At 40.6% G+C, this 26,871-nt stretch carries 28 protein-coding genes, 1 tRNA gene, 1 pseudogene and 1 riboswitch; of the genes and pseudogenes, 7 read left to right on the plus strand and 23 right to left on the minus strand.

Annotated elements, in window-relative coordinates; translation table 11 throughout:
- Nucleotides 1-9 precede the first annotated feature (9 nt).
- From grpE to ASU35_RS05165, 7 genes are all read right to left on the minus strand, one after another.
- Entirely contained in the window at nucleotides 10-633 is a 624-nt protein-coding gene (gene grpE / locus ASU35_RS05135; protein WP_242861207.1) for a nucleotide exchange factor GrpE, read from the minus strand.
- 17 nt (nucleotides 634-650) lie between these two features.
- The gene (gene hrcA / locus ASU35_RS05140) at nucleotides 651-1,682 is read right to left on the minus strand and encodes a heat-inducible transcriptional repressor HrcA (protein ID WP_083504147.1); all 1,032 of its coding nucleotides are present in this window, start codon (nucleotides 1,680-1,682) and stop codon (nucleotides 651-653) included.
- Between the two features lie 148 nt (nucleotides 1,683-1,830).
- Nucleotides 1,831-2,913 (minus strand): HD-GYP domain-containing protein, encoded by a 1,083-nt coding sequence (locus ASU35_RS05145; protein WP_058351983.1) that lies wholly within the window; start codon nucleotides 2,911-2,913, stop codon nucleotides 1,831-1,833.
- A 91-nt stretch (nucleotides 2,914-3,004) separates the two neighbouring features.
- Nucleotides 3,005-3,766: a nitroreductase family protein gene (locus ASU35_RS05150; protein ID WP_058351984.1), complete on the minus strand. Its 762-nt coding sequence runs from the start codon at nucleotides 3,764-3,766 to the stop codon at nucleotides 3,005-3,007.
- Between the two features lie 107 nt (nucleotides 3,767-3,873).
- A complete protein-coding gene (locus tag ASU35_RS05155) occupies nucleotides 3,874-7,644 on the minus strand; it encodes a phosphoribosylformylglycinamidine synthase (RefSeq protein ID WP_058351985.1) in 3,771 nt (1,256 codons plus the stop codon).
- A 182-nt stretch (nucleotides 7,645-7,826) separates the two neighbouring features.
- Entirely contained in the window at nucleotides 7,827-8,924 is a 1,098-nt protein-coding gene (locus ASU35_RS05160; RefSeq protein ID WP_058351986.1) for a peptidylprolyl isomerase, read from the minus strand.
- A gap of 13 nt (nucleotides 8,925-8,937) precedes the next feature.
- Nucleotides 8,938-9,900 (minus strand): peptidylprolyl isomerase, encoded by a 963-nt coding sequence (locus ASU35_RS05165; RefSeq protein WP_147525381.1) that lies wholly within the window; start codon nucleotides 9,898-9,900, stop codon nucleotides 8,938-8,940.
- Nucleotides 9,901-10,106: 206 nt separating this feature from the next.
- Here ASU35_RS05165 and ASU35_RS05170 point away from each other — a divergent pair, with 206 nt between their 5' ends.
- Nucleotides 10,107-11,015 (plus strand): LysR family transcriptional regulator, encoded by a 909-nt coding sequence (locus tag ASU35_RS05170; RefSeq protein ID WP_058351988.1) that lies wholly within the window; start codon nucleotides 10,107-10,109, stop codon nucleotides 11,013-11,015.
- Nucleotides 11,016-11,153: 138 nt separating this feature from the next.
- Here ASU35_RS05170 and ASU35_RS05175 read toward each other — a convergent pair.
- Both ASU35_RS05175 and ASU35_RS05180 read right to left on the minus strand, forming a co-directional pair.
- A tRNA-Leu gene (locus ASU35_RS05175) sits at nucleotides 11,154-11,237 on the minus strand.
- Between the two features lie 90 nt (nucleotides 11,238-11,327).
- Nucleotides 11,328-12,149, minus strand: a complete 822-nt coding sequence (locus ASU35_RS05180) for a MerR family transcriptional regulator (protein WP_172794599.1) — start codon at nucleotides 12,147-12,149, stop codon at nucleotides 11,328-11,330.
- Nucleotides 12,150-12,256: 107 nt separating this feature from the next.
- Between ASU35_RS05180 and ASU35_RS05185 the strand changes: the two genes are divergently transcribed.
- Nucleotides 12,257-13,588: an MATE family efflux transporter gene (locus tag ASU35_RS05185; RefSeq protein ID WP_058351990.1), complete on the plus strand. Its 1,332-nt coding sequence runs from the start codon at nucleotides 12,257-12,259 to the stop codon at nucleotides 13,586-13,588.
- Between the two features lie 44 nt (nucleotides 13,589-13,632).
- On the opposite strand, the gene ASU35_RS05190 is transcribed toward ASU35_RS05185, so the two are convergent.
- The 9 genes and pseudogenes from ASU35_RS05190 to ASU35_RS18545 form a co-directional block, all read right to left on the minus strand.
- A complete protein-coding gene (locus tag ASU35_RS05190; RefSeq protein WP_058351991.1) occupies nucleotides 13,633-16,299 on the minus strand; it encodes a bifunctional diguanylate cyclase/phosphodiesterase in 2,667 nt (888 codons plus the stop codon).
- A gap of 108 nt (nucleotides 16,300-16,407) precedes the next feature.
- Nucleotides 16,408-17,088: an energy-coupled thiamine transporter ThiT gene (locus ASU35_RS05195; protein WP_058351992.1), complete on the minus strand. Its 681-nt coding sequence runs from the start codon at nucleotides 17,086-17,088 to the stop codon at nucleotides 16,408-16,410.
- Between the two features lie 49 nt (nucleotides 17,089-17,137).
- Nucleotides 17,138-17,243, minus strand: a riboswitch (TPP riboswitch).
- 147 nt (nucleotides 17,244-17,390) lie between these two features.
- Entirely contained in the window at nucleotides 17,391-17,858 is a 468-nt protein-coding gene (locus ASU35_RS05200) for a GNAT family N-acetyltransferase (RefSeq protein WP_058351993.1), read from the minus strand.
- Nucleotides 17,859-17,953: 95 nt separating this feature from the next.
- Complete coding sequence (locus tag ASU35_RS05205) at nucleotides 17,954-18,460, minus strand: GNAT family N-acetyltransferase (RefSeq protein ID WP_058351994.1); 507 nt, start codon at nucleotides 18,458-18,460, stop codon at nucleotides 17,954-17,956.
- A gap of 156 nt (nucleotides 18,461-18,616) precedes the next feature.
- Entirely contained in the window at nucleotides 18,617-19,060 is a 444-nt protein-coding gene (locus ASU35_RS05210) for a hypothetical protein (RefSeq protein WP_058351995.1), read from the minus strand.
- Nucleotides 19,061-19,068: 8 nt separating this feature from the next.
- Entirely contained in the window at nucleotides 19,069-19,623 is a 555-nt protein-coding gene (locus ASU35_RS05215; RefSeq protein ID WP_058351996.1) for a DUF2087 domain-containing protein, read from the minus strand.
- On the minus strand, nucleotides 19,620-19,991 hold the full coding sequence (locus ASU35_RS05220) for a hypothetical protein (protein ID WP_058351997.1): 372 nt from the start codon (nucleotides 19,989-19,991) through the stop codon (nucleotides 19,620-19,622). Before ASU35_RS05220 ends, ASU35_RS05215 begins: the two co-directional genes overlap by 4 nt.
- Complete coding sequence (locus ASU35_RS05225) at nucleotides 19,988-20,281, minus strand: hypothetical protein (protein WP_147525382.1); 294 nt, start codon at nucleotides 20,279-20,281, stop codon at nucleotides 19,988-19,990. Before ASU35_RS05225 ends, ASU35_RS05220 begins: the two co-directional genes overlap by 4 nt.
- A 109-nt stretch (nucleotides 20,282-20,390) precedes the next feature.
- A pseudogene (locus ASU35_RS18545) lies at nucleotides 20,391-20,513 on the minus strand (IS630 family transposase); the annotation flags it as partial.
- 139 nt (nucleotides 20,514-20,652) lie between these two features.
- Here ASU35_RS18545 and ASU35_RS05230 point away from each other — a divergent pair.
- Genes ASU35_RS05230 through ASU35_RS05245 form a run of 4 tightly spaced genes read left to right on the plus strand, consistent with a single transcriptional unit; the run spans nucleotide 20,653 to nucleotide 21,870 of the window.
- Nucleotides 20,653-20,961 (plus strand): helix-turn-helix domain-containing protein, encoded by a 309-nt coding sequence (locus ASU35_RS05230; protein ID WP_058351999.1) that lies wholly within the window; start codon nucleotides 20,653-20,655, stop codon nucleotides 20,959-20,961.
- Between the two features lie 17 nt (nucleotides 20,962-20,978).
- The gene (locus ASU35_RS05235; RefSeq protein WP_058352000.1) at nucleotides 20,979-21,209 is read left to right on the plus strand and encodes a type II toxin-antitoxin system RelE family toxin; all 231 of its coding nucleotides are present in this window, start codon (nucleotides 20,979-20,981) and stop codon (nucleotides 21,207-21,209) included.
- An 11-nt stretch (nucleotides 21,210-21,220) separates the two neighbouring features.
- Nucleotides 21,221-21,451 (plus strand): hypothetical protein, encoded by a 231-nt coding sequence (locus tag ASU35_RS05240; protein ID WP_058352001.1) that lies wholly within the window; start codon nucleotides 21,221-21,223, stop codon nucleotides 21,449-21,451.
- Nucleotides 21,452-21,468: 17 nt separating this feature from the next.
- The gene (locus ASU35_RS05245) at nucleotides 21,469-21,870 is read left to right on the plus strand and encodes a hypothetical protein (protein ID WP_058352002.1); all 402 of its coding nucleotides are present in this window, start codon (nucleotides 21,469-21,471) and stop codon (nucleotides 21,868-21,870) included.
- A 386-nt stretch (nucleotides 21,871-22,256) separates the two neighbouring features.
- Here the strand turns inward: ASU35_RS05245 and ASU35_RS05250 are convergent, their stop codons facing one another.
- From ASU35_RS05250 to ASU35_RS05270, 5 genes are all read right to left on the minus strand, one after another.
- Nucleotides 22,257-23,288, minus strand: a complete 1,032-nt coding sequence (locus tag ASU35_RS05250) for a GGDEF domain-containing protein (RefSeq protein WP_058352003.1) — start codon at nucleotides 23,286-23,288, stop codon at nucleotides 22,257-22,259.
- 226 nt (nucleotides 23,289-23,514) lie between these two features.
- Entirely contained in the window at nucleotides 23,515-23,838 is a 324-nt protein-coding gene (locus ASU35_RS05255; protein ID WP_058352004.1) for a hypothetical protein, read from the minus strand.
- 22 nt (nucleotides 23,839-23,860) lie between these two features.
- The gene (locus ASU35_RS05260) at nucleotides 23,861-24,049 is read right to left on the minus strand and encodes a hypothetical protein (protein ID WP_058352005.1); all 189 of its coding nucleotides are present in this window, start codon (nucleotides 24,047-24,049) and stop codon (nucleotides 23,861-23,863) included.
- 50 nt (nucleotides 24,050-24,099) lie between these two features.
- A complete protein-coding gene (locus ASU35_RS05265) occupies nucleotides 24,100-24,654 on the minus strand; it encodes a hypothetical protein (protein WP_147525383.1) in 555 nt (184 codons plus the stop codon).
- A 53-nt stretch (nucleotides 24,655-24,707) separates the two neighbouring features.
- Complete coding sequence (locus tag ASU35_RS05270) at nucleotides 24,708-25,568, minus strand: MerR family transcriptional regulator (protein ID WP_058352007.1); 861 nt, start codon at nucleotides 25,566-25,568, stop codon at nucleotides 24,708-24,710.
- Between the two features lie 630 nt (nucleotides 25,569-26,198).
- Here ASU35_RS05270 and ASU35_RS05275 point away from each other — a divergent pair.
- Nucleotides 26,199-26,831 (plus strand): site-specific integrase, encoded by a 633-nt coding sequence (locus tag ASU35_RS05275; RefSeq protein ID WP_058352008.1) that lies wholly within the window; start codon nucleotides 26,199-26,201, stop codon nucleotides 26,829-26,831.
- The last annotated feature ends 40 nt before the right edge of the window (nucleotides 26,832-26,871 follow it).

A 26,871-nucleotide genomic window follows, 5' to 3' on the forward strand; every position in this document is an offset into this window, starting at 1 on the left:
CTTGTTTTCTTAGTTTACTACCTTTACCATACTATGACGCACTACGGTATCCCGGTACATGTAGCCCTTCTGAAGCTCTTCAGCTACAATGTTTTCTCCCATCGTTTCATCCTCATCATGCATCACTGCATTATGGAAATTCGGATCAAATTCTTTACCTACTGCATCTATCGGAGTAACACCCGCAGTTTCTAATACAGTTAAAAACTGCTTGTAAATCTGTTCCATTCCAAGGGTGAAAGGATTCTCCTTCAAATCCTCAGGAATTGCCGCCAAGCCACGTTCAAAGTTGTCAATGACTGGGAGTATCTTTTCTACAACATCTCTTGCTCCCACCTCAAACATCTGGGTCTTTTCCTTTTCTGAACGCTTGCGGTAATTATCAAACTCTGCCATGCTCCGCATCAGCCGATCCTTTAATTCCTCAATCTGTTCATCCTTTTTATCTGCTTCCTTTTTATTCTCCTTCTTATCCTTTTTCTTAAAAAGCTTCTTTTCCTCTGCTTTTTTCGATGTCTCCTTATCCTCCGGAGCCTTTGATTCCTCAGAAGCCTTGGAATCTTCTGAAGCCTCCACTGTCTCTTCTTTTATTTTTTCCTCAACAGCCGCTTCTTTATTCTTGTTTTCCTCCACGTCTGAAACCACCTTTCTTATGTTTTCCTTTTAAATATCCCATCTAGCTCAACCATCAGGGACTGAAGGGTGCTAACCACCTTTTCATAGTCCATTCGCTTTGGTCCGACAATACCTATCTTTCCATAGACCCCTTCCTCAATCTCGTAAGTGGCAGTAACTAAAGAGCAGTCCTTCATGGAATCTACCGGCGTTTCCGCACCGATATATACCTGTATTCCCCGTTCATTCTCGTCATCTGCCGTATCATTAATCAACCGAGTCAGCTGCTTCTTTTCCTCAAAGGTATAAAGAAGCTCACTAGCTTTTTCCCGGTCACTTAATTCCGGATATTTTAAAATGTTCGTAGCACCGCTGGTATAAATCTCTAAATCATCCTCCTCGGCAACCGCCTCACCGATAGCATTTAATATATCACCAATCAGTCCTGCGTATTCACCTGCCTGCTCCTTCATTTTCTGAATCACAGCCATATTAATCTCAGTTAAATCCAATCCATTCAGGAAGGTATTCATCAGGATGTTAAGCTTTAATACCGTTTCCTTATCCAAGAGCTCATTTACTGTAATAATCTTATTTTTTACAATATTACCCTCAATAACAATAACGGCTAAAAGCTGTGCCTCATCTACTTCCGAAAGCTGTATAAATTTTACTTTCTTATGCTTATAGTGAGGCTTGGTAACCATTGTTGCATAATTTGTATTCACTGCCAGAAGCTTCGCCACATGCTGTAAAAGAATCTCAATCCGGTCAGCCTTAGCCTCCAGCTGCTCCTTCATGTCATCTATCTCCTGTACTCTCTCCTCAAGCATCGTATCAACATAAAGCCGATAGCCCTTATCGGAAGGAATACGTCCTGCCGAGGTATGCGGCTGTACAATGTAGCCCATCTCCTCCAGATCCGACATTTCATTTCGAATCGTCGCAGAGCTCAAATTCAGGTCAGTGTACTTGGAAATGGTTCTGGAGCCTACCGGCTCTCCGGTCTCCAGATAGTTACGGATAATAGCCTGTAATATCTTCAGCTTTCTATCATCCAGCTGCACCTTTACCACTTCCTTTCTTTTTTGTTAGCACTCATTCTTGTAGAGTGCTAACATCTTTAAACATAAAATACCACTTGACTATCTGTTTGTCAAGAGAATTTTTAAAAAATTTTAAGGCGTATCGCATTTCCTGCCATACGCCTCTTTTTTAAAACTTTATCTTCATATATTCTCTATGTTTTTCGTTTTCCTGGACTTCCTCCCTGTTAGCTGTTCCGCCATCTCCAGTAGCCAGGATTGTTACATTTCTAAGACTGCTGTCCTCAAATAAATCATAGGTCGTACCATCGAACAGCCTTACCATCGGCCGAAGAGTCCGGAACCTACTGTTTTCAATCACGATACCTTCTTTTCCATCTGACAGACGAAGAGAAACTCCCTTAGGATAGATAGGTACATAGCTCATAAAAGCTTCTACCATCTGCTTCTCAAAAAGCCTTCCGCAGCTTCCCATCAAATATTCCATCGCCTCTGGTATACTGTATGGCTTTTTATAAGGCCGTCTTGTTGTTAATGCATCATAAACATCGGCTACATGGATAATTTTGGCATAACGGTGAATATCTTCACCCTGAAGTCCTAACGGGTAGCCACTTCCGTCCTCATTTTCATGATGCTCCAAAACTGCCGCCTTAGTTGTTGCAGCGACATTCCATTTTTCCTTAATCAAATCATAGGACAGCCTAGAATGAAGCTTTACCAACTCATATTCCTCTGCAGTCAAAAAACCTGGTTTATTGATGATTTCCGGATCAATACTCAGCTTCCCCAGATCATGAAGCATCGCTCCGGCACACAAGTCCACCAGCTCTGCTTCCTTTAAATCCAGTCCCATACCTATAACTGTAGAAAGAACAGCTACATTTACCGAATGCTTATAGGTATAATCATCAAAATTCCGTAAATCTATCATATCCAGAGATAGGGTGGCTGCCTCCTGAAGCTGTGCCACAATGGCTTTCGCAATGTCTATCGTAGCATCAATATCCACTTCCTTTAAGCATTTTACTGCCCTGCTCCTAAGCTCCACGGAAATGGTCTCTTCTATATGAATATCCTTGGAAAGCTCATCTTCAATATAGAAACCTCCATAGCCCCGTTCTGTCAGTTTTTCTATATAATCTGTGGTCAACATGATTCCACGTTCAACAAGCACGCGGTCATCGTTATCATAAAGAGCTTTAGCAAGAGTCATACCTGCCTCTGCTTTATCAATTGTAATATATCTCATAATCCTCCAAATAAATCAAAATGTCTTCTCCAGCTGTTTTGATTATAGTCTGACTTCCTGCTAAAGTCAATTCAATCCCCTAAAAAACATCCTATTTCCATCGCATTGTTATTACATATTCGTTTCTTTTAAACTGCTTCTCCGAAATATTTTCCACTTTGATAAGCTCAGGGTTAAACCAGAATTCTTCTGCTCCGACCGCCAGATAAGCCAGAGCTATTCCTGTATCCAGAAAATGAAGCCTTTGTATGCCTGGTACCGGCAGCCTGTTTTTCTTACAGAACAGGTGAATTCTTCCATTATATAATACAAAACGCCACGGCTGGTTATTCATGGAAGAAGGGGCCAGCCTTGCTGCTTCTACAATACACCGCTCCTCTTCGCTTACTTCTTCCTTAATTGTGCATATTTCTGAAAGGGGAAGACGCTTTGTTCTTTTGGAGCTTCTATAATACTGACGTTCCGGCCTGCCAAAGCCAATCGCCATAATAGGCACCAGTCCATTTTCACCATCACACAAAAGCCTTGCTCCATTAAAAAAGCAGGTGCCAAGCCCACGGCTCACCATATAGAGGTCAATCTGTCCTAAAAGATAACCTGCATTCAGCATGCTTTCCTCTACCACATCAGAAAAAAGCACCAGATAATAAGGTGCCTTTATATGTAAGGTCCCCATCAGATGCTTTTTTACATTCTGCCAGGTCAGCACCCGGAAACCTGTCCGTACACCGTCAGACAGATTTTCCAGATGACTGGCATAATTCAATATATTATTTATAATCTTTGTATCTAATGCTTCCATCCGGTAATGACGAATGGACTGCCGCTCAAAAATCCCTTCATACAGGTTCATTTATTACCCACCTACCCTACTGTTTAGTGTATCACAAATATCCCGATTTTACTTCACAATTTTTAAAAATTTTTACAGCAGTTTTTGGTAAGAATGTCTATCCTGCCCTAGCGGTAATATTCTACACCGGCTTCAAAAATATGCTGGTTCTGGTCTCCCACGATATTTAAGGCAACACCCTTTCCCCTTCTTTCGGAATGTGCCATCTTACCAAGCACACGTCCATCCGGGCTTAGGATACCTTCAATGGCACAATAGGAACCGTTTGGATTGAAATCCTCATCCATTGTAGGATTGCCCTCTACATCTACATACTGGGTCGCTACCTGACCGTTCGCAAACAGCTTTGCAAGCCACTCAGCATTTGCAACAAAGCGTCCCTCACCATGGGAAGCCGGAATGCTGTAAACACCGCCAAGCTCTGCCTTTGCAAGCCAAGGAGATTTATTGGTAACAACCTTTGTATATACAGACTTGGAAATGTGGCGTCCGATGCTGTTTCTGGTCAGAGTTGGTGTATCCTCTGTCACATCGCAAATTTCACCATAAGGCACCAGTCCCAGCTTAATCAGAGCCTGAAAACCATTACAAATTCCAAGAACAAGACCATCCCTTTCCTTTAATAAGGTATTTACCGCTTCCTTTATCTTTTCATTACGGAATACAGAAGCAATAAATTTTGCAGAACCATCTGGTTCATCACCGGCACTGAAGCCGCCTGGGAACATAATCAGCTGAGCTTCCCTAATTGCCTTTGTATAAGCATCTACAGATTCGATGATATCCTGGCTGTTCTGATTGCGGAATACTATTGTCTCTACCTCGGCTCCTGCTGCCATAAAGGCCTTCATCGTATCATATTCGCAGTTCGTCCCCGGGAATACAGGAATAAATACCTTTGGCTTTGCAATTTTATTCTTTGCAGTATATACAGTCTTTGCGTCAAAAAGCCTGGTTTCTACTGGCTTCATCTCTACACCGGAGCGAGTAGGGAATACCTTTTCCAGAGTACTCGTCCAGGAGACTAAAGCCTCCTTCATAGAAACCTTTTCCTCACCATAAGTAAAGCATCCCTTATCTGTAACCTTACCTACTACCTTGTAAGGCACTCCTAAGCCTGCCAGCTCATTTTCTGGAACCTCAGCCACAATCGCACCATACAGCGGCATGAAGTAATCTGACAGGGTTTCTTCTATATTAAAATCAATACCTAATTTATTTCCAAAGGCCATCTTAGCTGCTGCCTCTGCTACACCACCAAAGCCTACTGCATAAGCAGATAAGAGCTTCTTTTCGTGAATCAGGGCTGTTATCTTTTCATATAAATCCATCATATATGGATAATTCGGCAAATCATAGGAATCTGCCTTTGCCTCAAATAGCACCAACACATTTCCCGCCTGCTTTAATTCCGGTGTTACTACATCAGAAAGCCGTGCCACGTTTACTGCAAAGGAGCAGAGTGTTGGTGGAACATCAATATCATTGAAGGTTCCGGACATACTATCCTTACCACCGATAGAAGGCAGGCCCAGCTTCATCTGAGCATCATAAGCACCCAGCAGAGCTGCCATAGGCTCTCCCCAACGCTTCGGATCGTTTCCAAGACGCCGGAAATACTCCTGGAAGGTAAAACGAATCTTTTTATAATCTCCACCAGAAGCCACAATTTTTGCCACAGAGGAAAGTATCGCATATTCAGCTCCGTGGTATGGACTCCAGCTGGATAAATACGGGTCAAAGCCGTAGCTCATCATAGTTACAGTGTCACAGCTTCCCGAAAGCACCGGCAGCTTTCCAATCATGGTCTGAGTCGGTGTCAGCTGATAGGCTCCACCGTAAGGCATTGTTACCGTACCGGCTCCGATAGAGCTGTCAAACATCTCTACCAGTCCCTTCTGGGAGCATACATTTAAGTCTTTTAGGTTATCCAAAAAGGCATTTCTAAAATGAGCTGCTTTTCTTTCTTTTGTCAAATAATTTTCTTCCCGGGATGGCATCGTTACACACACATCGGTCTCCTGATGGGCACCATTGGTATCTAAGAAGGCTCTGGAAATATTTACAATTTCCTTGCCCTTCCACAGCATTACCAAGCGAGGCTCCACGGTAACCTCTGCAACAACAACAGCCTCCAGATTTTCCTCTGCTGCAAAGGCAAGCATTTTATTCACATCTTTTTTATCTACAACAACAGCCATTCTTTCCTGAGACTCAGAAATCGCAAGCTCTGTTCCATCCAGTCCGGCGTACTTCTTCGGCACCCTGTCCAGATAAATGTGAAGGCCATCTGCCAGCTCACCAATGGCAACAGACACTCCACCGGCACCAAAGTCATTACATTTCTTAATAATAGAGCTTACCTCACCTCTGCGGAACAGTCTCTGAAGCTTTCTCTCTGTAGGTGCGTTTCCTTTCTGAACCTCAGCACCGCAGGTATGGATAGACTCTGTTGTATGGGATTTAGAGGAGCCTGTAGCACCACCGCAGCCATCACGTCCGGTTCTTCCGCCCAGCAGAATAATCCTGTCACCCGGGTCTGAATTTTCACGGATTACATTTTTTCTAGGAGCGGCACCCATAACAGCACCGATTTCCATTCTCTTTGCTACATAATTCGGATGATAAATTTCATTTACCAGCCCGGTAGCCAGGCCAATCTGATTACCATAAGAGCTGTAGCCATCCGCAGCACCCTTTACAATCTTCTTCTGTGGGAGCTTGCCCTCTAAGGTAGCCTCTGCTCCCTTTGTCGGGTCAGCTGCACCGGTAACACGCATTGCCTGGTATACATAGCCACGGCCAGACAGGGGATCACGAATCGCACCGCCAAGGCAGGTAGCAGCACCACCAAAAGGCTCTATTTCCGTCGGATGGTTATGGGTCTCATTTTTAAAGAATACCAGCCACTCCTCTGTCTCTACCGTACCGTCTTCTCTTATCATTTCTACCGGTGCCACAATAGAGCAGGCATTAATTTCGTCAGAAGCCTCCATGTCCTCAAGCTTGCCTTCTGCTTTAAGCTTCCGCATCGCCATCAGAGCAATATCCATCAGGGATACATATTTATCCGGACGGTTCTTAAAAAGCTCGCCTCTGGCCTCTAAATAGGCCTTGTAGGTCTCTACCATCGGCTCATGGCAGTAGCCGTCCTCAAAGGTTATATTCTTTAATTCTGTTAAAAAGGTAGTATGACGGCAATGGTCAGACCAATAGGTATCCAGCACACGAATTTCGGTCATAGATGGGTCTCTCTTTTCCTCACCGGCAAAATATTTCTGAATATGCAGAAAATCCTGAAGGGTCATCGCCAGATTTAAAGAATCATACAGGCTCTTTAACTCTTCCTCTGGCATAGACTGGAAACCATCAAAAATTGCTACATCAGAAGGCTCCTCGAATTCTGTCTCCAGAGTCTCTGGCTTTATCTCATCTGTCACACGGGAATCCACTGGATTTACCAGATACTTTTTCACCTTTTCAAGCTCTGCATCACTGATGCCGCCGCACAGTACATAGGTCATGGCAGAGCGGATAATCGAATCCTCTGTCTCCTTTAAAAGCTTGACACACTGTTCTGCAGAATCGGCTCTCTGGTCAAACTGTCCCGGCAGATATTCTACTGAAAATACCTTATCATCTGGATTTGTTGCAAAGCTCTCTTCATATAAATTATCCACCGGAGGCTCAGAAAATACAATCCTCTTTGCACGCTCATAGGTCCCATCACTTACATTTTCGATATCATAACGAACCAATACCCGGACAGCACTTAAGGTTTCTATTCCCAGATAGCTTTTAAACTCCTCCAAAAGCTCCTTTGCCCGTACAGCGTAAGGTGCCTTTTTTTCTACATAAATTCTTCTAACCTTGCTCATACTTACCTCATTTCTGCGGCATCTGCCTGCAATTTCCTTTCCTCTTGTATAAGCCTATCATACCATATATTTTTTTATAAATAAAATTAATGAATTTAACAAATCATATTAGGGAGGATAATAAATAACAAAAAAGCCCTGTTTCCAGAGCTTTTTTATCATTATAAGCATTCTCTGCTTTTTTACATTGTCAGATTTCCAAGCTCTACCTTATCCCACTCCTTAGAGTTAATCTTTACCTCATAGGTTTCATAGATAGAAAGGTATTCCTCATCAAATCTCTGGTTCTCTACTTCTTCGATGGCATCGGCTACCTCTTCTTCATAACGGTCAGTAGAATTATTATCTATCATCTTAACGATGTAATAACCGTCTTCGCCTTCTACCACATCAGAAATCTCACCATTTCCCATAGTCATAGCTTTTTTCATAACAGCTGCATCATAGCTTTCATCTTCTTTAATAAAATTAATCGCCCTATAGGATACAACCTGTTCCTCATCCTCGCTGTCCAAGGCCTTACTCCAGTCCTCTGTATTCTTTGCAGCCTCTGCTTCCTTTATTAAAGCAGCTTTTAACTCTTCCTTCTGTGCACTTGTCAGTTCATTACCTTCTTCATCGGCCTTTGTAGATACATAGAAGCACTGGGTCTTATATTCTCTATATTGTTCCTTATCGATGCCAGCACGAATTTCTTCATCATTGATATCAAAGCTATCAATTATATCCTGTTTATAACGAAGGGCAACGGCCTCCTTTGTCAGAATTTCTGTCAGCTCATCTTCTGTAAAACCTGTTTTCTTTTTCTGTGCATCAGACATATTCTCCAGGGTTTCCTTTGCGGAGGTTTTAGCCGCCTCCCTTTCCTCCTCTGTAGCTTCGTAGCCATTCTTTACTGCTTCTGCATACAAAAGCTGCTGCTCAATTTCATTATTAACAATTTCTTCTCTTACGCTTTGCTGGGTGGTTACACCATTATTCTCCATATCCCAATAGCTCTGGGTATAGCCCATCTGCTGGTAAAGAGATGCAATAGAATTATGCATCTGTTCACTTTGCATAATCCGATAGGTCATATCCTCTAAATAAGTTTTTTCACCGTTTACCGTAAGGATCAGCTTAGGGTGCAGATTCTCCCAGGCAATATATCCACTCATAAGCACAAGTAAGGCACCAAAAATGGCTACCAGAAAAACTCCCTTCTTGCTTCCCGCGTCCTGCTTCTTCGGCTGCTTTTTTGCCTTTGTATTTCCTTTTACTACCTTTTTTGTTGAATTCATAATCTCCTCTTTTCTACTCTTTTGTCAATTCTCCAATCACAAGAGAATCCCATCCCGAGTCATATTTTTTAATTTTAAATTCCTTTTTGATTTTCTCATAAGCCGCTTTAAAGGCCTCATTTCTTGCATTTAAAATTGCCTCTTCACAGGCAGCCTCATAGCTTTCTTTGGAGCTATCATCTATCATCCGTATAATGTAATAGCCGTCCTCTTCTGCTACTATCTGTTTACAGACCTCACCGTTGGAAAGCTGTAGTGCCTCTTTTTCAAAGCTCTCTCCCAGAGAATAATCCCCTTCCCTAAAGCCAATCCTTCCTGCCTCCAGCACATCAGGCTGCTCCTCTGCCATTTTGGTAAAATCCTCTCCGGCAAAAGCCCGCTCCAGGTATGGCTCTAAAGCTTCTTTCCTCGAAGCATACAGATATTCTACATCATACTGGACATATTCCTCTTCTAAAATCATAGAGACCGCTTTTTCTTCATTGACCTCCAGACTCTCCATCAGGGCATCATAATACTTATTTCCCAGAGTTATTTTTTTCTTCAGAGAAATAAACTCCTTCCTTTCAAGACCGATTACCTCTCTTTGCTTTTCTCCAAGTCCGGCATATTCCTCTGTAGCCTCTTTTTCACAGGCAGCCGCTTCCTCTTCACTTAGACTGTAGCCTGCCTCCTCTGCCTTCCTCGCAAAAACACTATACATAACCGCATTTTCATAGGCATCCTCCTTCGCCACCTCGCGAAAGGTCTTGCCATCCTTGTACTCCGTGTCCCAATAGCTTTCAGAAAAGAAATTCTGATACATCTCCTCATAGATCTGGCCATCCTTCTCCGCCTGATACACATAATACATAAGCTCCGGCAGATACAGCTTTTCCTTTCCCACCTTGACTACGGGACTTGTCCCACAGCCGGTAAAAAGAAAAATAACAGCCAGAAGAGTCGCTGCTCCCAGATGTTTTTTCCACGCCTTCATTTTTTCCTCATTTCTTTTCACATTTTTCCCATACAAGGGTACTACTTTATTCTATCTTAAATTCCTCATAAGTCAAGAAATTACACTAAAATTTCACAGTTATTTCATGTTTTTTCTTGTTTTTCTTATTTTTTTATGCTACAGTTATTTTAATAAGTACAGCTTATAATTAATTGCAAAAATTTTTTATTGGAGATGAAGTATCCATGGATATTAATTTTGAATTATATAAGGTCTTCTACTATGTGGCCAAAACATTGAGCTTCTCCGACGCTTCTAAAGAGCTGTTTATCTCCCAGTCTGCTGTCAGCCAATCTATCAAAACACTGGAGAAACGGCTAAACCAGACTCTTTTCATTCGAAGTACAAAAAAGGTCCGCCTTACAAAAGAGGGCGAACTGCTTTTTAAGCATATTGAACCTGCTGTTAATCTGATTATTCGCGGTGAATCACAAATTTTAGACGCTGGCTCCTTAAAGGGCGGACAGCTTAGAATTGGTGCAAGCGATACGATCTGCCGTTATTTTTTAGTTCCTTATCTGAAAGAGTTTCATAAAAAATATCCAGCTGTCCACATCAAGGTGACGAACGGCACCTCTTTGCAATGCGTCGATTTACTGGAAAATAATCAGGTGGATTTAATCATCACCAATTTTCCAAATGTCCGACTGAATAATATCAGTGATGTCGTTCCGATTACGGAATTTTCTGATATTTTTATTGCCAGCCAGGAGGCCTTTTCAGAGCTTTTAAACCGTATAATTACTCTGGAGGAGCTACAGACCTATCCACTTCTTATGCTGGAGCAGCACTCTACTACCAGCCAGTTTCTGCACCGGCTGTTTTTAAAAAACCACCTAGATCTGGCTCCTGCTGTAGAGCTAAGCAGCAATGACCTGTTGATTGATTTAGCTAAAATTGGTCTCGGCATTGCCTTTGTTCCCGATTTTTGCATTCAGGAGCAAAAAAAAGGACTTTTTACACTACAGCTTTCCGAAGGACTTCCAAGCCGCAAACTGGTAGCTGCCTACAATGGCCAGTTCTCTTTGTTCGGAGCTGCCGAAGAATTTTTAAATATGCTTTTAGGAGATACAAAAAATCATGCAATCAACTAAGAAAAACCAGTTTTTCCATGGAGTAAAGCAGGGCTTTCCCATTGCCATCGGAGCCATTCTCACGGTTTTCCTGACCGGATTGATATTTTAGATATACTAAAATAAGGCAACCAGCTTTAACTGATTGCCTTATTTTCATGCGGGAAAAGGGACTTGAACCCTCACGTACGTACATACACATGAACCTGAATCATGCCTGTCTGCCAATTCCAGCATTCCCGCATATCTCATTCGGACTATGATAGTTTAACATCTTTATTATTAAATGTCAACTCTTTTTTTATTTTTCTTTCATTTTTTTGAATTCCTTTCTTATCTGCGACAGAAAGGGTAATCCATCCGATTTTTCAGGCACTGAAGCTCATACACCGGTTGTTCAAAATCAAACTCTCCTGTAAATAACTCTGTTTCAACTACAATTCCCGTATAGTTCTCCCAGCCTATTTCTAGAAAGGCTTCCTTTGACTGTTCAATACTTCCCCGGCTGGTTTGCCGGCAAAGATAAGTGCTTTCCGGAACCCGGAAAAAGTTTTCACACTCTGTAGGACATCCTCCCTGCACATCCACAAAAAGATACGCTTTCTTCTCTCCTCCCCGATACAGATGGAAAATTCCTAACTCATATCCAATGGAAAATCCCTGTTTTTCAGCCTCCAGCATTAGTTTTGTAAGCTGACGTGCATAGTCTTCCCTTCCCTTTGGCTCCTTACAGCCATCAATAAACCATTCCCGCTCTGGCAGTACACATTCCATCGTTTCGCTTTTTCCCAGATAGGCAGCCGTCCGGGAAATTTCTTTTTGAGCCTCATCAATAAAAGCCAGTCCTTCTTCAATTCTCCGCTGCTTTTCCTCTGCAATCTGCCTTCCATAATTAAAAAGCTCTGCATAACGAATCCGACGTCCATCCTCATCTATAAAATTTGTAAAGTTCTTCAACGGAATATCAAGCTCTACACACATTTTTATCGCATCAATCACGCTCAGCTGTGGAAAGGTATAGTAGCGGTATCCCGTGTCCGGGTCTGTGTAGGCCGGCCGTAAAATTCCCAGTCTGTCATAATAACGAAGAGATTTGATATGCACTCCAGACAATCTGGATACAGTTCCAATCGAAAGTAATTCTGCGTTTTTCAAGTTCTTCTCCTTTCTGCTTGACTCTCCCATAATGGTATACTCTATTATAATATATACGACTGTTTCGGTTCTGTCAATTATATGCATATAAAAGGAGGTTTTACTTTATGAAGTATTCATTGGAACGACCGATAACAGCTGCTTCTTTGCTGAGATTTTCTCTCCCAACCATCATATCCATGATTTTTATGGGAATTTACACGACGATTGATGGTGTTTTCGTTTCCCAGCTGATTGGAACGGACGCCCTTTCCTCGGTCAATATTATCATGCCCGTTGCCAATGCCGCCATTGCAGTAGGCACTATGTTTGGAACTGGCGGCAATGCCATCGTGGCAAAACGTCTTGGTGAAGGCAGGGAACAGACTGCCCGGGAAAACTTTTCCCTGATTCTTATTACAGCAGCTATCGTAGGTTTAATTTTTACCGTTGCCGGGCTTATTTTTATCAATCCGCTGGTATTCTTTTTAGGCTCTGACCAGAGTCTTTACACCTACTGCTATGACTATGCCCTCTATACCCTGCTTTTTGTTCCAGCCTGTGTATTTGCCATGATTTTTCAGGTATTCTTTATCACCGCAGGACATGCGGGTCTGGGACTAAGCTTTTCCATTGCCGGTGGGTTGTCTAATATAGTACTGGATTATGTTCTGATTCATATGTACAGCTGGGGTATTAAAGGAGCTGCCGTCGCAACAGGTATCAGCTATACGATTCCATCTCTTGCTGGTTTTGCCTATTTTGCTTTCTGTAAAAAGAACCAGATTCATATCTGCCGCCCAAAGTTTCATTGGAATGTAATACAAAAGGCTTGCCTAAACGGTGCTTCGGAAATGGTAACAAATCTTTCTATGAGTGTAGTTACCCTTCTTTTTAACCTGATTATGATGGAATTTGCCGGTTCTGACGGGGTTGCCTCTGTTACAATTATTTTGTATTCCCAGTATCTGATGTCCTGTGTCTACCTGGGTTATGCCGTTGGAATTGCTCCTATCATCAGCTATAATTATGGTCGCAGAGATACTAATCGGCTAAAAAAGTTGTTTCGTTTAAGCCTTATTATCATTACGATAGCCTCCATTATGACCTTTACAACCAGCCTTATTTTTGCGAGTCCATTGGTCGCAATTTTTTCCTCCCATGAAAGCAGGGTTTACGAAATAGCAGTTTACGGCTTCCGGCTCTTTTCCACCAGCTTTCTCTTTATGGGCTTTAACATCTATGGCTCTGCTATGTTTACAGCATTGTCCGATGGAATTACCTCCGCTGTTTTATCCCTGCTTCGAACACTGGTCTTTGTAATCCTGGCGGTTATTCTGCTCCCAAAATTCATTGGTATGGATGGCGTATGGTTTTCTATTCCAATGGCTGAACTTCTCGGTCTTTTCGTCACCTTCTTTCTCTTCTGGAAAAAGAAAGCCGTTTATCACTATGCATAAAAAGAAGAGAAAGTGTTTTATAAAAAAGCACTTTCCCTTCTTTTTTAATTACTGTTCAAAAACCGTTCAAACTCACGAATCGGCATTGGTTTTGCATAAAAATATCCCTGTACCATATCGCAGTCCATTTCTTTTAAAAATTCTGTCTGTTTTTTTGTTTCAATTCCCTCAGAAAGAACCTTCATATTTAACTGCTTTGCCATATTGATGATACTGGACACCACAATTTTTTCCTCATTCAGCAACTCATCATGAACAAAGAACTCCTTGTCCAGCTTAATGACATCCGTGGCCATATCCTTTAACAAGCTGAGAGAAGAATAGCCCGCACCAAAATCATCAATAGAAACGCTGAAACCCATTTTTCTAAGCTCCTGCATTGTTGCAAGAGCTACCTTTGTATTATCTAAGAACATACTCTCCGTAAGCTCTAGCTCCACAAGCTCCGGCGGTACCTGATAAAAATCTACCAGCTTCTTCAGCTTAAAAATAAACTGTCCATCATTTAAATGTACTCTTGAGACATTCATCGATATTGGCACTATTTTCATGTTATTATTCAGCCATCTGCGAATAGTCTGACACACCTCTTCATACACATAAAAGTCCAAATCCAGAATAAAACCATTTTTCTCAAATAACGGAATAAATTCACTCGGAGCTACCATACTTCCATCAAAACGTCTCCAACGAACCAAAGCCTCTGCTCCAGCTGGTTTTTCTCCATCCAGATCAATCTTTGGCTGCAGATAAACAATAAATTCCTTATTTTTTAAGGCCTCCTCCATATTATTGAGGATTTCTATTTCTCTACGGATACTTTCCTCCATATCCTCATCATAGAATCTGCAAGCACTGGATATACCGCCTTTTGCTGCCTTTCTGGCTACATTGGCATTGTCAATAGCTGTGCTGATATCCTGGTTTCCTTCCTCAATCAGATAAGTGCCGGAAACTACCGTGAGATTTACGGAAATATTCTTTTCTTTCTGTAACTCATGAAATTCCTGACCAATTTTATTCAGCCATCTTCTGAATTCCTCTATATCTGTAACGGGACAAAGACCTACAAATTTATCTGCTGAATCTCTGGCTAAAAGGCAGTCTTCCTGATTCAAATATCCTTTTAAAAATACAGCTAAATCATATAAAACCCTGTCTCCTGCCTGATACCCATAGGTTTCATTAATAAACTTAAAATTAGAAATATCCCAATAAACAACAGCATATCTCTGTGGCCTTTCTGCCACCATCTGTGCCATATCCTTCTTAAACTTATATAGTGTCGAGAGTCCCGTCATAGTATCATAATTTTTCATATGCTCTAGTCGCTCTGAAATTTTTTCCGACACCCGAAGCTTCAGAAGATAAAAAGAGACAATTTTGGAAATTTCAATCAATTTTTCTTTTTCATCATTGCTCCACAATCTATGTTCGGAAGCATCCTTCAAACCAACACAGCCACGGAATTTCCCTTCCTCATAAAAAGCTGCCATTAGCACAGAGCCCCCTGCGTCCTCCTTCATGTACAGCCCCTGGCTGTCAAAGCAGTCACCTCGAAGCAATACTGTCTCCTCAATTTCTATATCAAAAACATCGCTTTTTTTAGCATGCCACTCATAGGTCACATTTAAACGGGTTCTTCCCTTTTCTGTTTCAATAATACCGACACTGTCAACATGATATTCTCTTCCTATCTTTTCCATCAATAGCTTAACTGCACTACTAACATCCTTCGTTTTCGCCATGATATCAAAGGCAAAATGAATAATTTTCTGTCCTTCCCCTCTAAATAAGCTCTGACTGTCATGCATCCGGTATTGATTATAATATCCGCTTTCCTTTTCCGGCAGGCAATGGAGCAATGTCTGGTCATACATTTGTATCCTATTTTTCCCATTTTCTTTTGCCTGAAACAATGCCTTATCCGCATTTTCAAAAAGCTCCTGATAAGTTTTCCCATAAATTGGATATCGTACAATTCCCATGCAGCAGGTAATCTTAAGTTCCTTATATTCACCTACATAAACCTCCTGCAGAGCTGACCTAATCCGTTCGGTACTCTCCATAACCTGTTCCATACCAGAAATATTTTTCAAAAAAATAATGAATTCATCTCCACCAATTCTTCCAATAACAGAGTCTTCTGGTATACTTTCCTGAAAGGCCTCTGCCATATTAGCAATCACCGCATCCCCAAAAAGATAGCCCAAATTTGTATTGATGCTCTTTAAATCATCAATATCTACAACTATCATTGCATGACTTCCGGTCTTGCCACTTGTTTTCAAATAGGTATCAATTTCCATTCTGGCATTGGCAGCATCAAAGACTCCTGTCAGTAAATCCAGACGGCTTAAATACTCCTCATACTCCTTTTCCTTCACCTGTTCATCAATGTCAAAAACACATCCAAGCAGCTTATAGCCGCTCTCTGTGGGCATAGAAAAAGCCTTAAAGCAACACCAGCACGGCTTTCCTCCTTCTTCAAGCAGCCGCAGGTTGCATTCGCCACCCTGCTCCTTTTTCAGAAAATCTTTCCAGATTTTCAAGTCCTCCGGGTAAATAAATACCGGTCGTGTTTCTTCTTCAATGCAACCCTCTAACCATACACCATCCAGCTGTTTCCAAGCTCCACCCTTTGCAAACCGAATGCTGTCGTTGCTGCTTTCATATTCAAAAAAGCAACTTTTTCCCTGTATTTCCTCCATAATTCGTCCCCTACTCTCAATTAATTCCTAATAGTATCATCCGAGTCCCCAACTCGAATTAAGCTATTATACCACTTTCATAATACCTTTGCAATTCGTTTTTGTCTGTTAATTTTGTGTCATCCGTTTTACATAATCCAGACCATTTCTTAACGGCTTTACTGCAATCAAAAGAATCAAAGTAATCGCTGCTTCCGCAAAAATATAGGCACCGTTATATGCTAAAGAATAGGGAAGTGGATCCCATCCTTCCCATGCATATTCACCAAAGAACAGCCATCCGGACAATACTACAAATGCATATCTTCCTAAAATGCCCAGAATATATCCCTTATACAGACCATTCCTTGACTTCCAGAACAGTCCTGACAAGCCCAAGGCGCCAAAGGCCAATATATAATCTACCAATACCTGCATTGGAAACAAAATATACGGATCAATCAGAAGCTGCAGAACACCATGAGCCAGCCCCGTCATAATCCCCGCTGCCGGCCCATACAAATAACCTACAAAACAGATAAAAAACATGCTAATCAGAGTAACTGAGCCTCCAAAGGGGAATTCATAAAGCTTTATCATCGAAGTAACCGTCGCAATCGCAATCGCCATTGCACAAAATACCAACTGCTTCGCATCAAAGCTTTTCTTCTTTTCTCCTTTTTTAGTAAGAGAAACCGCCAGAATTAAAAGAACAGCAATAATAACTGCCAATGAAATATAACCTGGTATAGTAGGAGTATAGGACACTCCCCACTCATCCTCGACTCTGGTTAAAAAGAAACTTAACATAAAAAAATCCTCCTTTTCTTCCGTAAAACGGATTTTGCTTAGGAGGGTGCCAAAAATTGAGTTGCTTCCTTACGCCGGTATTACCCGGTTCAAGTTATGAGGGACAGATGCCTTTTCAAAGCATCTTCTCAGCCATGGCGCCCCTAGCAAAAAAATACTATATGCTATTAACAGAGACAACTATAACAGTTACAGGGGGAAATGTCAAGGGTGGGAATTCTGTCTTAAAAGGATGCCATTCTTTCCACTTCTCATGACTCACGTCATGCTCATTCGTGGTTGTCGTTCCCTTAAATTGAGATTTATTTTATTGACATCACATACACCTGACAAGGATTCCACTCATCCCATAAAGTTGGAAATATTTCGAACTCCTTGAATCCTAATGACAAATAAAACATATTAGTATTGTCATAGTCTTCATACTTGCCCATTTGCACTGTTTTAACTTGAATAAAGGAATATCCATTTATCTTGGCAGCTTCATAAGCCGCATTAAATAAAGTTCTTCCAATTCCCCTGCGATGATATTCTTTTCGAACCCCCATAACATATAACTCGACTGTATCTTTTCCAGTCTCATGCAAGTACAAAAATCCAACGATTTTATCGTCATCATAAGCACACCAGAATAATTGATTAACGCTCTTAGTAATATACTCTTCTCTTGCTTCTGGAATTCCGAACCAATCTTCAAGAGATTCCAATACTTCTCTTGTTACCTTCTTTTTTTCTTCTTGTTCCTCTAATTGTACTATTCTAATCAAAATACATTTTCCTTCCTTTCCCCATCTTCTTGCCCTTCAGACGAGAAGCATTCAACAGAAGCAATTACAGTATTATCACTTTTTAAAGTTTCTGTCAATTATAATTGCCTCTCTGCAATTAGAATAGTTCCCTCTTCTTGCACCACTTCTCTAACTACTTTAAATCCATTCTTTCTCCAAAAATGATTAGACTGTGGATTGTCTTTATCAATTCCTAATCGACACATTTCAAACCCTTTACCTTTTAAGTAATTTAGTACTTCCGAAATAATCTTACTACCAATGCCAGTCCCTTGTAATTGACTATTCATCATAAAAAAACCAATAAATGCAGTATTATCATCCGGATATCCGTCAATTAAATCCATTATTGCCACCAACAAATTATTCTCAAAAAAACCAATATAATATTTTTGCTCCATTGGAATCCCAGGTGGGGTTATTTTAATATCACTTTCAATCAATTCAGTGGAAATGTCTTTCCCACAGTATTCATAATACTGAGTATTGCTCTTACAAAACGTGTAAATCATTTCCACATCATTTATATTAAGTTTTCTTACATCGTATACCTTTGAAAATTTTCTAATCTCAATTTTTTTCATTTAAGTTCCTTCTTAAATTAAAATTTTAAACTTTTCTTCATTATAAACAACCCGTCCACTCTTACCATGCGGAGTGTCCTTATAGGGTTTAATGATTCTGTTTGGAGTATCTTTTTCTGAGTTGGTGGGACAACTTGTCCCAAAGTAAAATTGCGCTTACAGGGAATCTACTCTGTTCTGGATAGAGATACAAACCTCATCCAAATCATCCCGGCCAGACACCACATGAATATCACATATCTCCACATCGAAGCAGCCGTGCTCTCTTTCAAGCATAGTTGCGACGGGAGCAGGAAGATTGCCGCTCATGCACTGGGCAAACCGTTCCTTAATTGCATCCAAATCTGCGGTAACAAGGACTCTAAATGCGCCATCCGGCAGCAGCGTCAAATGCTCCTTTTCGGAAATCACATAGACAATGTGTGGGCCAGATGTAGCATCCTCCAGCTTTTTCTGAAATAATTTCTTTGCTATGGCCTCGTTTTTTGCAAGCCGCAAATAATCCTTGCCAGTATAGACCTCTGCGCCCAGCAGAGATTTCAGCTTGTCTGCAAGGGTGGATTTTCCTGTGCAGCTTTCGCCAATAATTCCAATAACCATTTTTCTCCTTATGGCTTAATACGCCAATAACCCTTGGCATCTCGATCCAAAAGCTGTTCGCCAACCATATCACGGCGGATTATACAAAAATCATCATGGAAATCTGCAATAATGATATTTACTTCCCGCTCGGTATAAATACGGTCATATTCAAATGCCTGGGCGATAACTTCCAGAACGATACGCTCTTTCTTTCGTTGGGTAGGGATAGCTTTCAGCTTGCCATATTCAAAAAATGTATCAATCACTTTTTGACGATATTCAGCGTCCCGTTGAGCCTGAACTTCAGCCTCGTCAGACTTCTCTTGCAGAATTTCCAAAATGCTCGTTTCAAAAATATCCTTTTTAAGCGAGTACATCATATAATACTGGCTTTTATAGGATGAAACTGCACCGGCATCTGCCAGCTTTTTAAGGTGAAAAGAAACCGTGGGTGCAGTAATACCAAGTCTTTCGGCCAACCGCTCAACATACATATCTTCGATTGCGAGTGATTTCAAAATCTGCAATCGGGACTTATCAGATAGGCACTTAAAAAGGCGAATTGCCTCAGTCTCTGTCATTCTGCTCCCTCCCAAATCTTTGCGAAATTTTCCTTGATCTCACCGATTGTGTCGAGCTTGATTTGCTCAAGGCGTATCTTGACCGCATCATTATGTTGTTTGGCTTTGTCGTATGCAGTCACCCAGCTTGAGGGAATTTGCTCGGTTTTCTGGACAAAGAAGTGCCGCACCGCATCGGGATCTCCTTTACTGGTTTTAACCGCAACGGAAAGAATAGTGCGGAAAATGTCATAGACATTTGCTTTCACCTTTTCAAAAGTGGCCTCATCTGTACGCTCATCGTCAAGCAATTCTTTGTTGCGCTGGTTGCACATGGCGATCTGCTCCTCGAAATAGCTATTCAGCTTCGACACTTTCTGTTCAATCATAGGATAACCTCAATTTTTCCGCATCCCACAAAATCAATGTGGTCAGATGCCTTATTTTCGCCGCCGAACATATTGTTTGCGCCGACGGCAATATGGAATGTTCCAACCATTTCACAGTCAATATCATAAGCCTTGTTCATTCGCTGAACATACTCCTGCGGATCAAGATTTGACTCCGCTGCATTGGCCTCTGTCGGGACTCGAATTTGTGTAAACTGCTTGCACTCCATCTCTCCGGCGGAAACGCCACTTGCTTTTACAATCTTGGATACTGTTTCTCTTTTCATCATTTCACATCCAATCTACCAATGATTATATCATGCTATCATTAAAAACACAAGTCTGTTTCGATATTTATAAAATCAATTTATTAACCATGAAATGAAATAGCACATACTAGTGTCTCATACTTTCCCATGCGGCTAATTCCTGCTGTACCTTGTAAATAGAGTCCAATCTTCTGGCAAGGCATTGTCTTGTCATGACATTCAGCTCTATTTCAGCAATGTTCAGCCAACTCCCTTCTAATCTGTGCTGAATAGGTAATCAATTTTCAATGTCGGGAAAATGTTTCCCTTCTTTTTTATTTGATTGAATATTTTTTATTTACATTTGAATAAAACCGTGGTATTTTAAAAGTAAATCAAGCGAGGTGAGAATAATGGGAATAGGTTCTAAATTAACAAAATTAATAAAAGAGCAAAACACAAATGCCAACGAATTGGCTCAAAAATCTGGTGTACCTGCACAAACTATTTATTCACTCATAAGAAGAGATGCTTCTAAAGTTGATATTGATTCTTTAATTAAGATTGCACGTGCTACTGGTGTTACAGCAGAATATTTTTGCAGTGATGAAATTTCTAATACAACAACTATCGCCGCCCACTTTGATGGTGATGAATATACAGAAGAGGAACTCAACAAGATTAAAGAATTTGCAGCTTTCGTAAAAGCAAGCAGAAAGTAAGCAGAGGTGGCTTATCATTGACAATTAATTATTCCAAACAAGCAATTAAATTCTTAAAGAAACAAGACAAACCAACAAGAGAGAGAATTATAAATGCCATTAATCTTCTTCCAGATGGAGATGTTAAGAAACTTCAGGGGCAATCTGCTTATCGACTCAGAGTTGGTGATTTTAGAATACTATTTGATAAAAACGGAAATATATTGTTTATTGAAAAGATTGATAACCGTGGACAGGTTTATAAATAGGAGGCAGTGTTATGAGTAATGTAAAAGAAAGAATTTTAGGTGCTGTTACCGTTATGAGCGATTACGATGCAGAAATTTTTTGGAAAATTATACTAAATCACTTTACAGATGCATCTTGGGATAATGTTGGAGAAGAAGCCCCAGATGAAATTGACTTGCAAATGCTAAAAGAAATAAAAGAAAATCCAGACTGTCATGAGTTTGTTTCATCAGAAGAAGCAATGAAAGAATTGGGGTTATAAGATACAGAGGTGATTATTTGAACAATTGCGAAAAGCTATTAGACATAGCAAATAATGACGGAATTGTCGTGACAGAAAAGTTTGATTTTTCTCAAACGAGATTTAAGGTTTTATATTGCAATGGTGTTATCGCTATAAACTCAAACATACAAACAAATTCCGAAAAATCCGGAATACTGGCAGAAGAACTTGGACACCACTATACCACCTTTGGCAATATCACCGACTTAGAATCAACTGAAAACCAAAATAAAGCTAATTGCCTTACTCTCAATGAAATGGCAGAACATTTGGAAGTATCTGAGGAATTTCTTTCAGAAGCTTTAGAATATTACCGGAAGAAATATGGAGTATGTACCGAGATAGATAATTACCTTATCTATTTTGAACCTTCTCTTGGAGTTATGGAATTAATATAAAATAAAACCGCCTCTGCTACCAACAGAAACGGCTTTTACATAGATACTATACCGGACAGGCCAGACGTATAATATCACCTTCGACAAGTAATATTATACCACTCCTGCACCTGTTCTGGCAATAGGTGTATTTTTTATACCCATTTTTAAGAAAGGAAGTGGTCTTATGCCAAAAGGAAAAGCATTAATAAACCCAAACGGCTATGGAAATTGGCGAAGTATAACGAAAACCCTTACGACCTTGCTTCCGGAAATCGCCCCCTATCCTGAAATAGCCTGAAGGTCAGGCCAAAAATCAGCATATCCGTATGGGGAAAACACTCTCCAGGGAGTGAACGGATTATTTTTGAAGCTAATGTGTTAAGTTTTCAAGGTACAAATTTTCATCACACCTTTATGACCACGCGGGCTTTTCCCTGATGCTTCGCCTCATAGAGCGCAGAATCGGCAAGCTCGAACACTTTGCGCTCATCCAGGTCGCCCTCCGTATGGTACACGCCGCCACAAATCTGCATCACATATTTGGAATGCTTGTCTTTCAACTGACGATTTACCAGCCTCATCTTCTCTGCTACAACTTCAGCGCTTTCGAAGGAAATAATAGCAAATTCATCACCACCATACCGGAACACATTCTTCCCAAAAATCTGGGTCAGAATATCTGCAAGGCTCACAAGGCACTTGTCACCTTCCTCATGCCCGAATGTATCATTGATGGACTTAAAATTATCCACATCAAGCAGCACAAAGGTAAAACAGCCGCCGTTCTGTTTTAGCTGCTCAATATAAATATCCAATGCCCTCCGGTTGGCAACTTGTGTCAGCGCATCGATTTCCGCCCATTCTTCTAACTTTTTGTTCAGCATATACTGCTCACCTGTCGAACGGTAATTTCTAAATTCCACCGCAGCCACAACTAAAAGGAAAATGATATGATTCAGAAAAAACGGAAACCGCAATTCCGTATTTCCTATTGCCATGACACCTGCAATCATGCAGGCAGACGAGAGTATTGACACGCCTATGTATATGATAGGCTGCAGCACAATCATGCTCCCGACTGCTGCCAGTATTGTCATATAGGTCACTGCAAATCCTCCATTACTGATGTCCAACGCAGAAACGAAAGCAGACCAGAAAATCAGCAGCACATTATAGGCACCGGCATTTTTCATGGCAATATCCACATTTTTCTCATTTTTCATACAAAAACGGTTCAAAAACATTGCTGCAACGGTACAGCAAAACAAAAAAACATAAGAAGAAAAATACAGCCTTCTCCTCAAATCCTGAAAATTAAAATACATATAGCCATATACCATCATTGTAATTTCCAGAATTGCAATAAGAATGAGGAAAACCTCATATTCTCTCCAGCTCTTTTTCAAATTCATCTCAAAAATTTCTTTACTATTCATAATCTGCCCCTTCTGCTGAATCTTTCCCTATTATCATACCTCAATTTTAAACCAAAAACAATATTTCGTCAACTTTATGACAGACAGCAGTAAAAGCCTCCCCTCATCACCTCCCATTTTCTATACTTTTGGTTCTATTCCTGCATATCTGGGCAGCTTTTCTGTAACCCTCTCGCCTCTTTCTAATGTCAAAAATCCCTTCTAACTTTAATCTTTTCAGCACCATTTATGATATCCCGGAACGCCCAAGAAACCGGTCTGCTCCAAAGCTTATCCACAGAAAAGCCACTTTTATTGCACTCTGTTTTCTTAAAAACTCAACATTATTTTTTAATATATCCGTTTTCTCTACATCTGTATCAAACAATAGAATCACCGTAGTTTCCTGCGTCAGCGTTCGGATTCTTGCAATTGGAAATTTCTCCTGAATCACATTAAGCCTGTCAACTCTTCCAGGTACAATGCACTGCAAATCTGTTTTCAGGGTATTGAGCAATTTCTTCTCATCTTCACCTTCGACATAATATTGATAGTTGGGTTTTCTCCTCATCTATGCTCCCTCCCAAGGCAGATTAGATGTCCGCTATCTCATACAGCTTGTCCAGCTCCGGTGTAGTGCAAAAAAGGTCGTTTTCTACCGCATGCTTCAAAGAATCGGTATTGCGTTTTAAAAATTCCCCTGCATTGATACATTTTATTGGCATTTTCTCATCATTTACATCTTTTTTCAGAAATGTAAAGGAGTGCTTTGGCAGCTGCATATCAAGGACATCTGTGTTATGTGTAGTAAAAAATAGCTGTTTTGTTTCATCTAAATGACTTCTTTGATCGATGGATCTAAGGTTTTCAGTATATGTTCTAATATGTACAGATAATTTTTATTGTCTTCTATGGAATAATAAGTCTTTCTTTTTCCAGCATCTGCCGGATAGGAGAAATGCCATCCGTTGGTATTTATCTTATCATAGGCTATTTGTTCACAATCCGATTCCTCTAAGCGCTTTTTACAAGTCTCGCAGCTGTCTCTTTTTCCGATTTCTGTATAGATGATTTTTGTATCAATATTTTCCCTTGTATAGCCCTCTTCTGTCTTTGGCAGTATGGACATGGTAAAACGGTAAAGAATATTTTCATCTGCCACAAAATCCACGGCTAAGGAGGAAGTCCGGGCGCTGTCATTTATCACCTCCGTAAACTGCTTATACTCTCCGTCCTTGAAGTAGTTGGCAAAAAGCATCAGCATCTTTCCAAGAGATGTTTCCCCAGTAGCGTTCCCGCCCATGATAATATTCACCTTTTCTTTAGAACCCCGGCAGCTTCGAAGCATCATTGGCCGACAGAAAAAACATCCACTTTTTCCTCTCATTCCATCAAACAGTGAAGCTCAAGATCAAAAAGTGAATGTTCCTTAAAATTGGTCTAAATTTCAGGATATTTCTCTGAAAATGCCTCATTGGCATTTTCCAGCTTCCTACAATACTCCGCATAAGAGCTGCTGAGCTCTTTTAATGCCGGAATAAAGATATCATAATATCCGCTTTCCTGATTCCATTCCTTCATAAGCTCCGTCAGTCTGTATGCCGGGGAGTTTTTATATTCCTCCGACTGCTTATATTCCAGATACCAGCCAAGGAATTCTTTGTTTTCTGCCAAAAATGCATCGGGATTTTCCACTGCCTTCCGGTTGTTGGCAATAATCCCGTTTATCTGCTCCACTCCAATGTTTTTCGTGCTCTCAGCTACATATTCCTTCAAATCCTCCGGAAGTTCCGGCATTGGTGCATTATCCAGAAATGCCAGTATCCTTTCATAGGCGTTCTGCTGGCTTTCAGTCTCAATTGGCTCATTTAAAAAATTAGCAAAATGCAGGCAGATATATCTTCCGTAATATCCCGGAAATGCTTCCAGCAGCCTTTCCGCAATCGTCTTGCTTTGTTCCAGCACGGAAAGCTTCTGCCGAATCTCTTCATAGCTTTTTCCCTTGCCCAGCTCGTTGAGAATTTCCCTTTTTATCTGCTCTCTCTGTATGGTTAACTCCTTTTTAACTTCTGCAGCCTGCAAAGCAGCATCAGACGAACCGGAAAGAATCCGCCTGATTTCCTCCACACCAAGGTCCAGCTTTCTAAGAACTGCAGTTTTCTTTAAAATTTCTGCATCTTCCCTGCTGTAGTTCCTATAGCCATTTTCCAGAATCTCCGGCACAACCAGGCCTTTTTCCGTATAATATTCAATGGCCTTTTTGGTCAGACCGGTTTTTTCTTTGATTTCATTCATCAACATATTATTTCCTCCTTTCTAAGATGCTAAGAGTTGTTCCCGAATAAAAGGGTTGCTCCGGAACAAAAGCTGCCCTAAAACAAAAAGTTCCACAAGCTTTCATCCCAAAACCGTCACATCTTGGTAAAAGTATAAGCCTGCACCCAAGGGGCCAGTCAAGGGTTGCCCATGCTTATTGCAGTAACAGTATAGCATCCCAGTCCCCGAATGAGGAATCTCCCTTCAGCATTTCCTTCCAGATACAGCTTTATAAGCCTGAAAATGGCTAGACAGTAATAAGAACGGCAACTTGTGTGCTGACCAACTGATAATTATGGTAATTATATCTGGGGATTTTAATCCCCAGATGATTCAAATTTAGGATAAAGTGAGAGCAGTTTTGTGCGGGCTTGTGACGTTGTAAAATGCCACAATAGAGTCCAATCTTCTGGCAAGGCATTGTCTTGTCATTACATTCAGCTCTATTTCAGCAATGTTCAGCCAGCTGGATTGTACGGCATTTCATTGATATTGAGAATATCTTCCATGTTTGCAACAAACTACCTTTACTCCAATCACGCCAGAATCGGAGTAACTGCAAAAGAGTGCAAATGTTATACTTGAAGTACAAAGAATAAAGGAGGTACTTCAAGTATGACAATTGATGAGATTTGTTCTGCGTGTATAAATGCATTACGTGCAGAGGGCTACAATGAATCAACCATATTTAATTATGAAGGTGTGATACGACGATTCAAACAATACTGCAAAGAATACGATATCGCTGTGTATAGCAGTGAAATTGGTAAAGCTTATGCAGATGATGTAATCAGCAAGAAAACTGGCAAATTTAGTAAGAATCGATATCACACACAAGGTCGATTTTATCGCTTGATTGATTCCTATTTTTCTACTGGAACGTTTGACTTTTCTCTTATGAAAAAAGGTCGAATTATTCCAGATAATGAGGAACATCAAAGGATTTACACTGAATATAATGGTAAAGGAATAGCTGATATCAAGCAGTTGTCATCGTCATTAATTATGGAATACATAAAATCAACTAAAACATCTCGTCAGCGTGAAATGTTGTGTGAACTTAGGGGGATTTTTCGTTACTTAGAACGGGCTGATTTATACAATGCTATTGCTGGGATACATGCCCCTCAAATCAAAAAGATAATTCCAGTTCTTACTGATTCTGAGTTACAGAAGATATATGATTGTATTAATGAGGGAAAGTTATCGTTAAGGGATGCAGCTATCGTTATGATTGTGCAATTGTAGCGTACATCATGATTTGCCAGAAAGAGATATGTGAAATCAG

This window comes from Acetivibrio ethanolgignens (assembly GCF_001461035.1).
In the GTDB taxonomy this organism is placed as follows: domain Bacteria; phylum Bacillota; class Clostridia; order Lachnospirales; family Lachnospiraceae; genus Velocimicrobium; species Velocimicrobium ethanolgignens.

What these genes read in the sequence shown, in the direction of transcription:
- ASU35_RS05145 (WP_058351983.1), bottom strand. Translation starts at nt 2,913, where the DNA reads ATGAGATATATTACAATTGATAAAGCAGAGGCAGGTATGACTCTTGCT.
- ASU35_RS05150 (WP_058351984.1), bottom strand. Translation starts at nt 3,766, where the DNA reads ATGAACCTGTATGAAGGGATTTTTGAGCGGCAGTCCATTCGTCATTAC.
- ASU35_RS05155 (WP_058351985.1), bottom strand. Translation starts at nt 7,644, where the DNA reads ATGAGCAAGGTTAGAAGAATTTATGTAGAAAAAAAGGCACCTTACGCT.
- ASU35_RS05160 (WP_058351986.1), bottom strand. Translation starts at nt 8,924, where the DNA reads ATGAATTCAACAAAAAAGGTAGTAAAAGGAAATACAAAGGCAAAAAAG.
- ASU35_RS05165 (WP_147525381.1), bottom strand. Translation starts at nt 9,900, where the DNA reads ATGAAGGCGTGGAAAAAACATCTGGGAGCAGCGACTCTTCTGGCTGTT.
- ASU35_RS05170 (WP_058351988.1), top strand. Translation starts at nt 10,107, where the DNA reads ATGGATATTAATTTTGAATTATATAAGGTCTTCTACTATGTGGCCAAA.
- ASU35_RS05185 (WP_058351990.1), top strand. Translation starts at nt 12,257, where the DNA reads ATGAAGTATTCATTGGAACGACCGATAACAGCTGCTTCTTTGCTGAGA.
- ASU35_RS05190 (WP_058351991.1), bottom strand. Translation starts at nt 16,299, where the DNA reads ATGGAGGAAATACAGGGAAAAAGTTGCTTTTTTGAATATGAAAGCAGC.
- ASU35_RS05195 (WP_058351992.1), bottom strand. Translation starts at nt 17,088, where the DNA reads ATGTTAAGTTTCTTTTTAACCAGAGTCGAGGATGAGTGGGGAGTGTCC.
- ASU35_RS05205 (WP_058351994.1), bottom strand. Translation starts at nt 18,460, where the DNA reads ATGAAAAAAATTGAGATTAGAAAATTTTCAAAGGTATACGATGTAAGA.
- ASU35_RS05210 (WP_058351995.1), bottom strand. Translation starts at nt 19,060, where the DNA reads ATGGTTATTGGAATTATTGGCGAAAGCTGCACAGGAAAATCCACCCTT.
- ASU35_RS05215 (WP_058351996.1), bottom strand. Translation starts at nt 19,623, where the DNA reads ATGACAGAGACTGAGGCAATTCGCCTTTTTAAGTGCCTATCTGATAAG.
- ASU35_RS05220 (WP_058351997.1), bottom strand. Translation starts at nt 19,991, where the DNA reads ATGATTGAACAGAAAGTGTCGAAGCTGAATAGCTATTTCGAGGAGCAG.
- ASU35_RS05225 (WP_147525382.1), bottom strand. Translation starts at nt 20,281, where the DNA reads ATGATGAAAAGAGAAACAGTATCCAAGATTGTAAAAGCAAGTGGCGTT.
- ASU35_RS05230 (WP_058351999.1), top strand. Translation starts at nt 20,653, where the DNA reads ATGGGAATAGGTTCTAAATTAACAAAATTAATAAAAGAGCAAAACACA.
- ASU35_RS05240 (WP_058352001.1), top strand. Translation starts at nt 21,221, where the DNA reads ATGAGTAATGTAAAAGAAAGAATTTTAGGTGCTGTTACCGTTATGAGC.
- ASU35_RS05250 (WP_058352003.1), bottom strand. Translation starts at nt 23,288, where the DNA reads ATGAATAGTAAAGAAATTTTTGAGATGAATTTGAAAAAGAGCTGGAGA.
- ASU35_RS05255 (WP_058352004.1), bottom strand. Translation starts at nt 23,838, where the DNA reads ATGAGGAGAAAACCCAACTATCAATATTATGTCGAAGGTGAAGATGAG.
- ASU35_RS05260 (WP_058352005.1), bottom strand. Translation starts at nt 24,049, where the DNA reads ATGCAGCTGCCAAAGCACTCCTTTACATTTCTGAAAAAAGATGTAAAT.
- ASU35_RS05265 (WP_147525383.1), bottom strand. Translation starts at nt 24,654, where the DNA reads ATGAGAGGAAAAAGTGGATGTTTTTTCTGTCGGCCAATGATGCTTCGA.
- ASU35_RS05270 (WP_058352007.1), bottom strand. Translation starts at nt 25,568, where the DNA reads ATGTTGATGAATGAAATCAAAGAAAAAACCGGTCTGACCAAAAAGGCC.
- ASU35_RS05275 (WP_058352008.1), top strand. Translation starts at nt 26,199, where the DNA reads ATGACAATTGATGAGATTTGTTCTGCGTGTATAAATGCATTACGTGCA.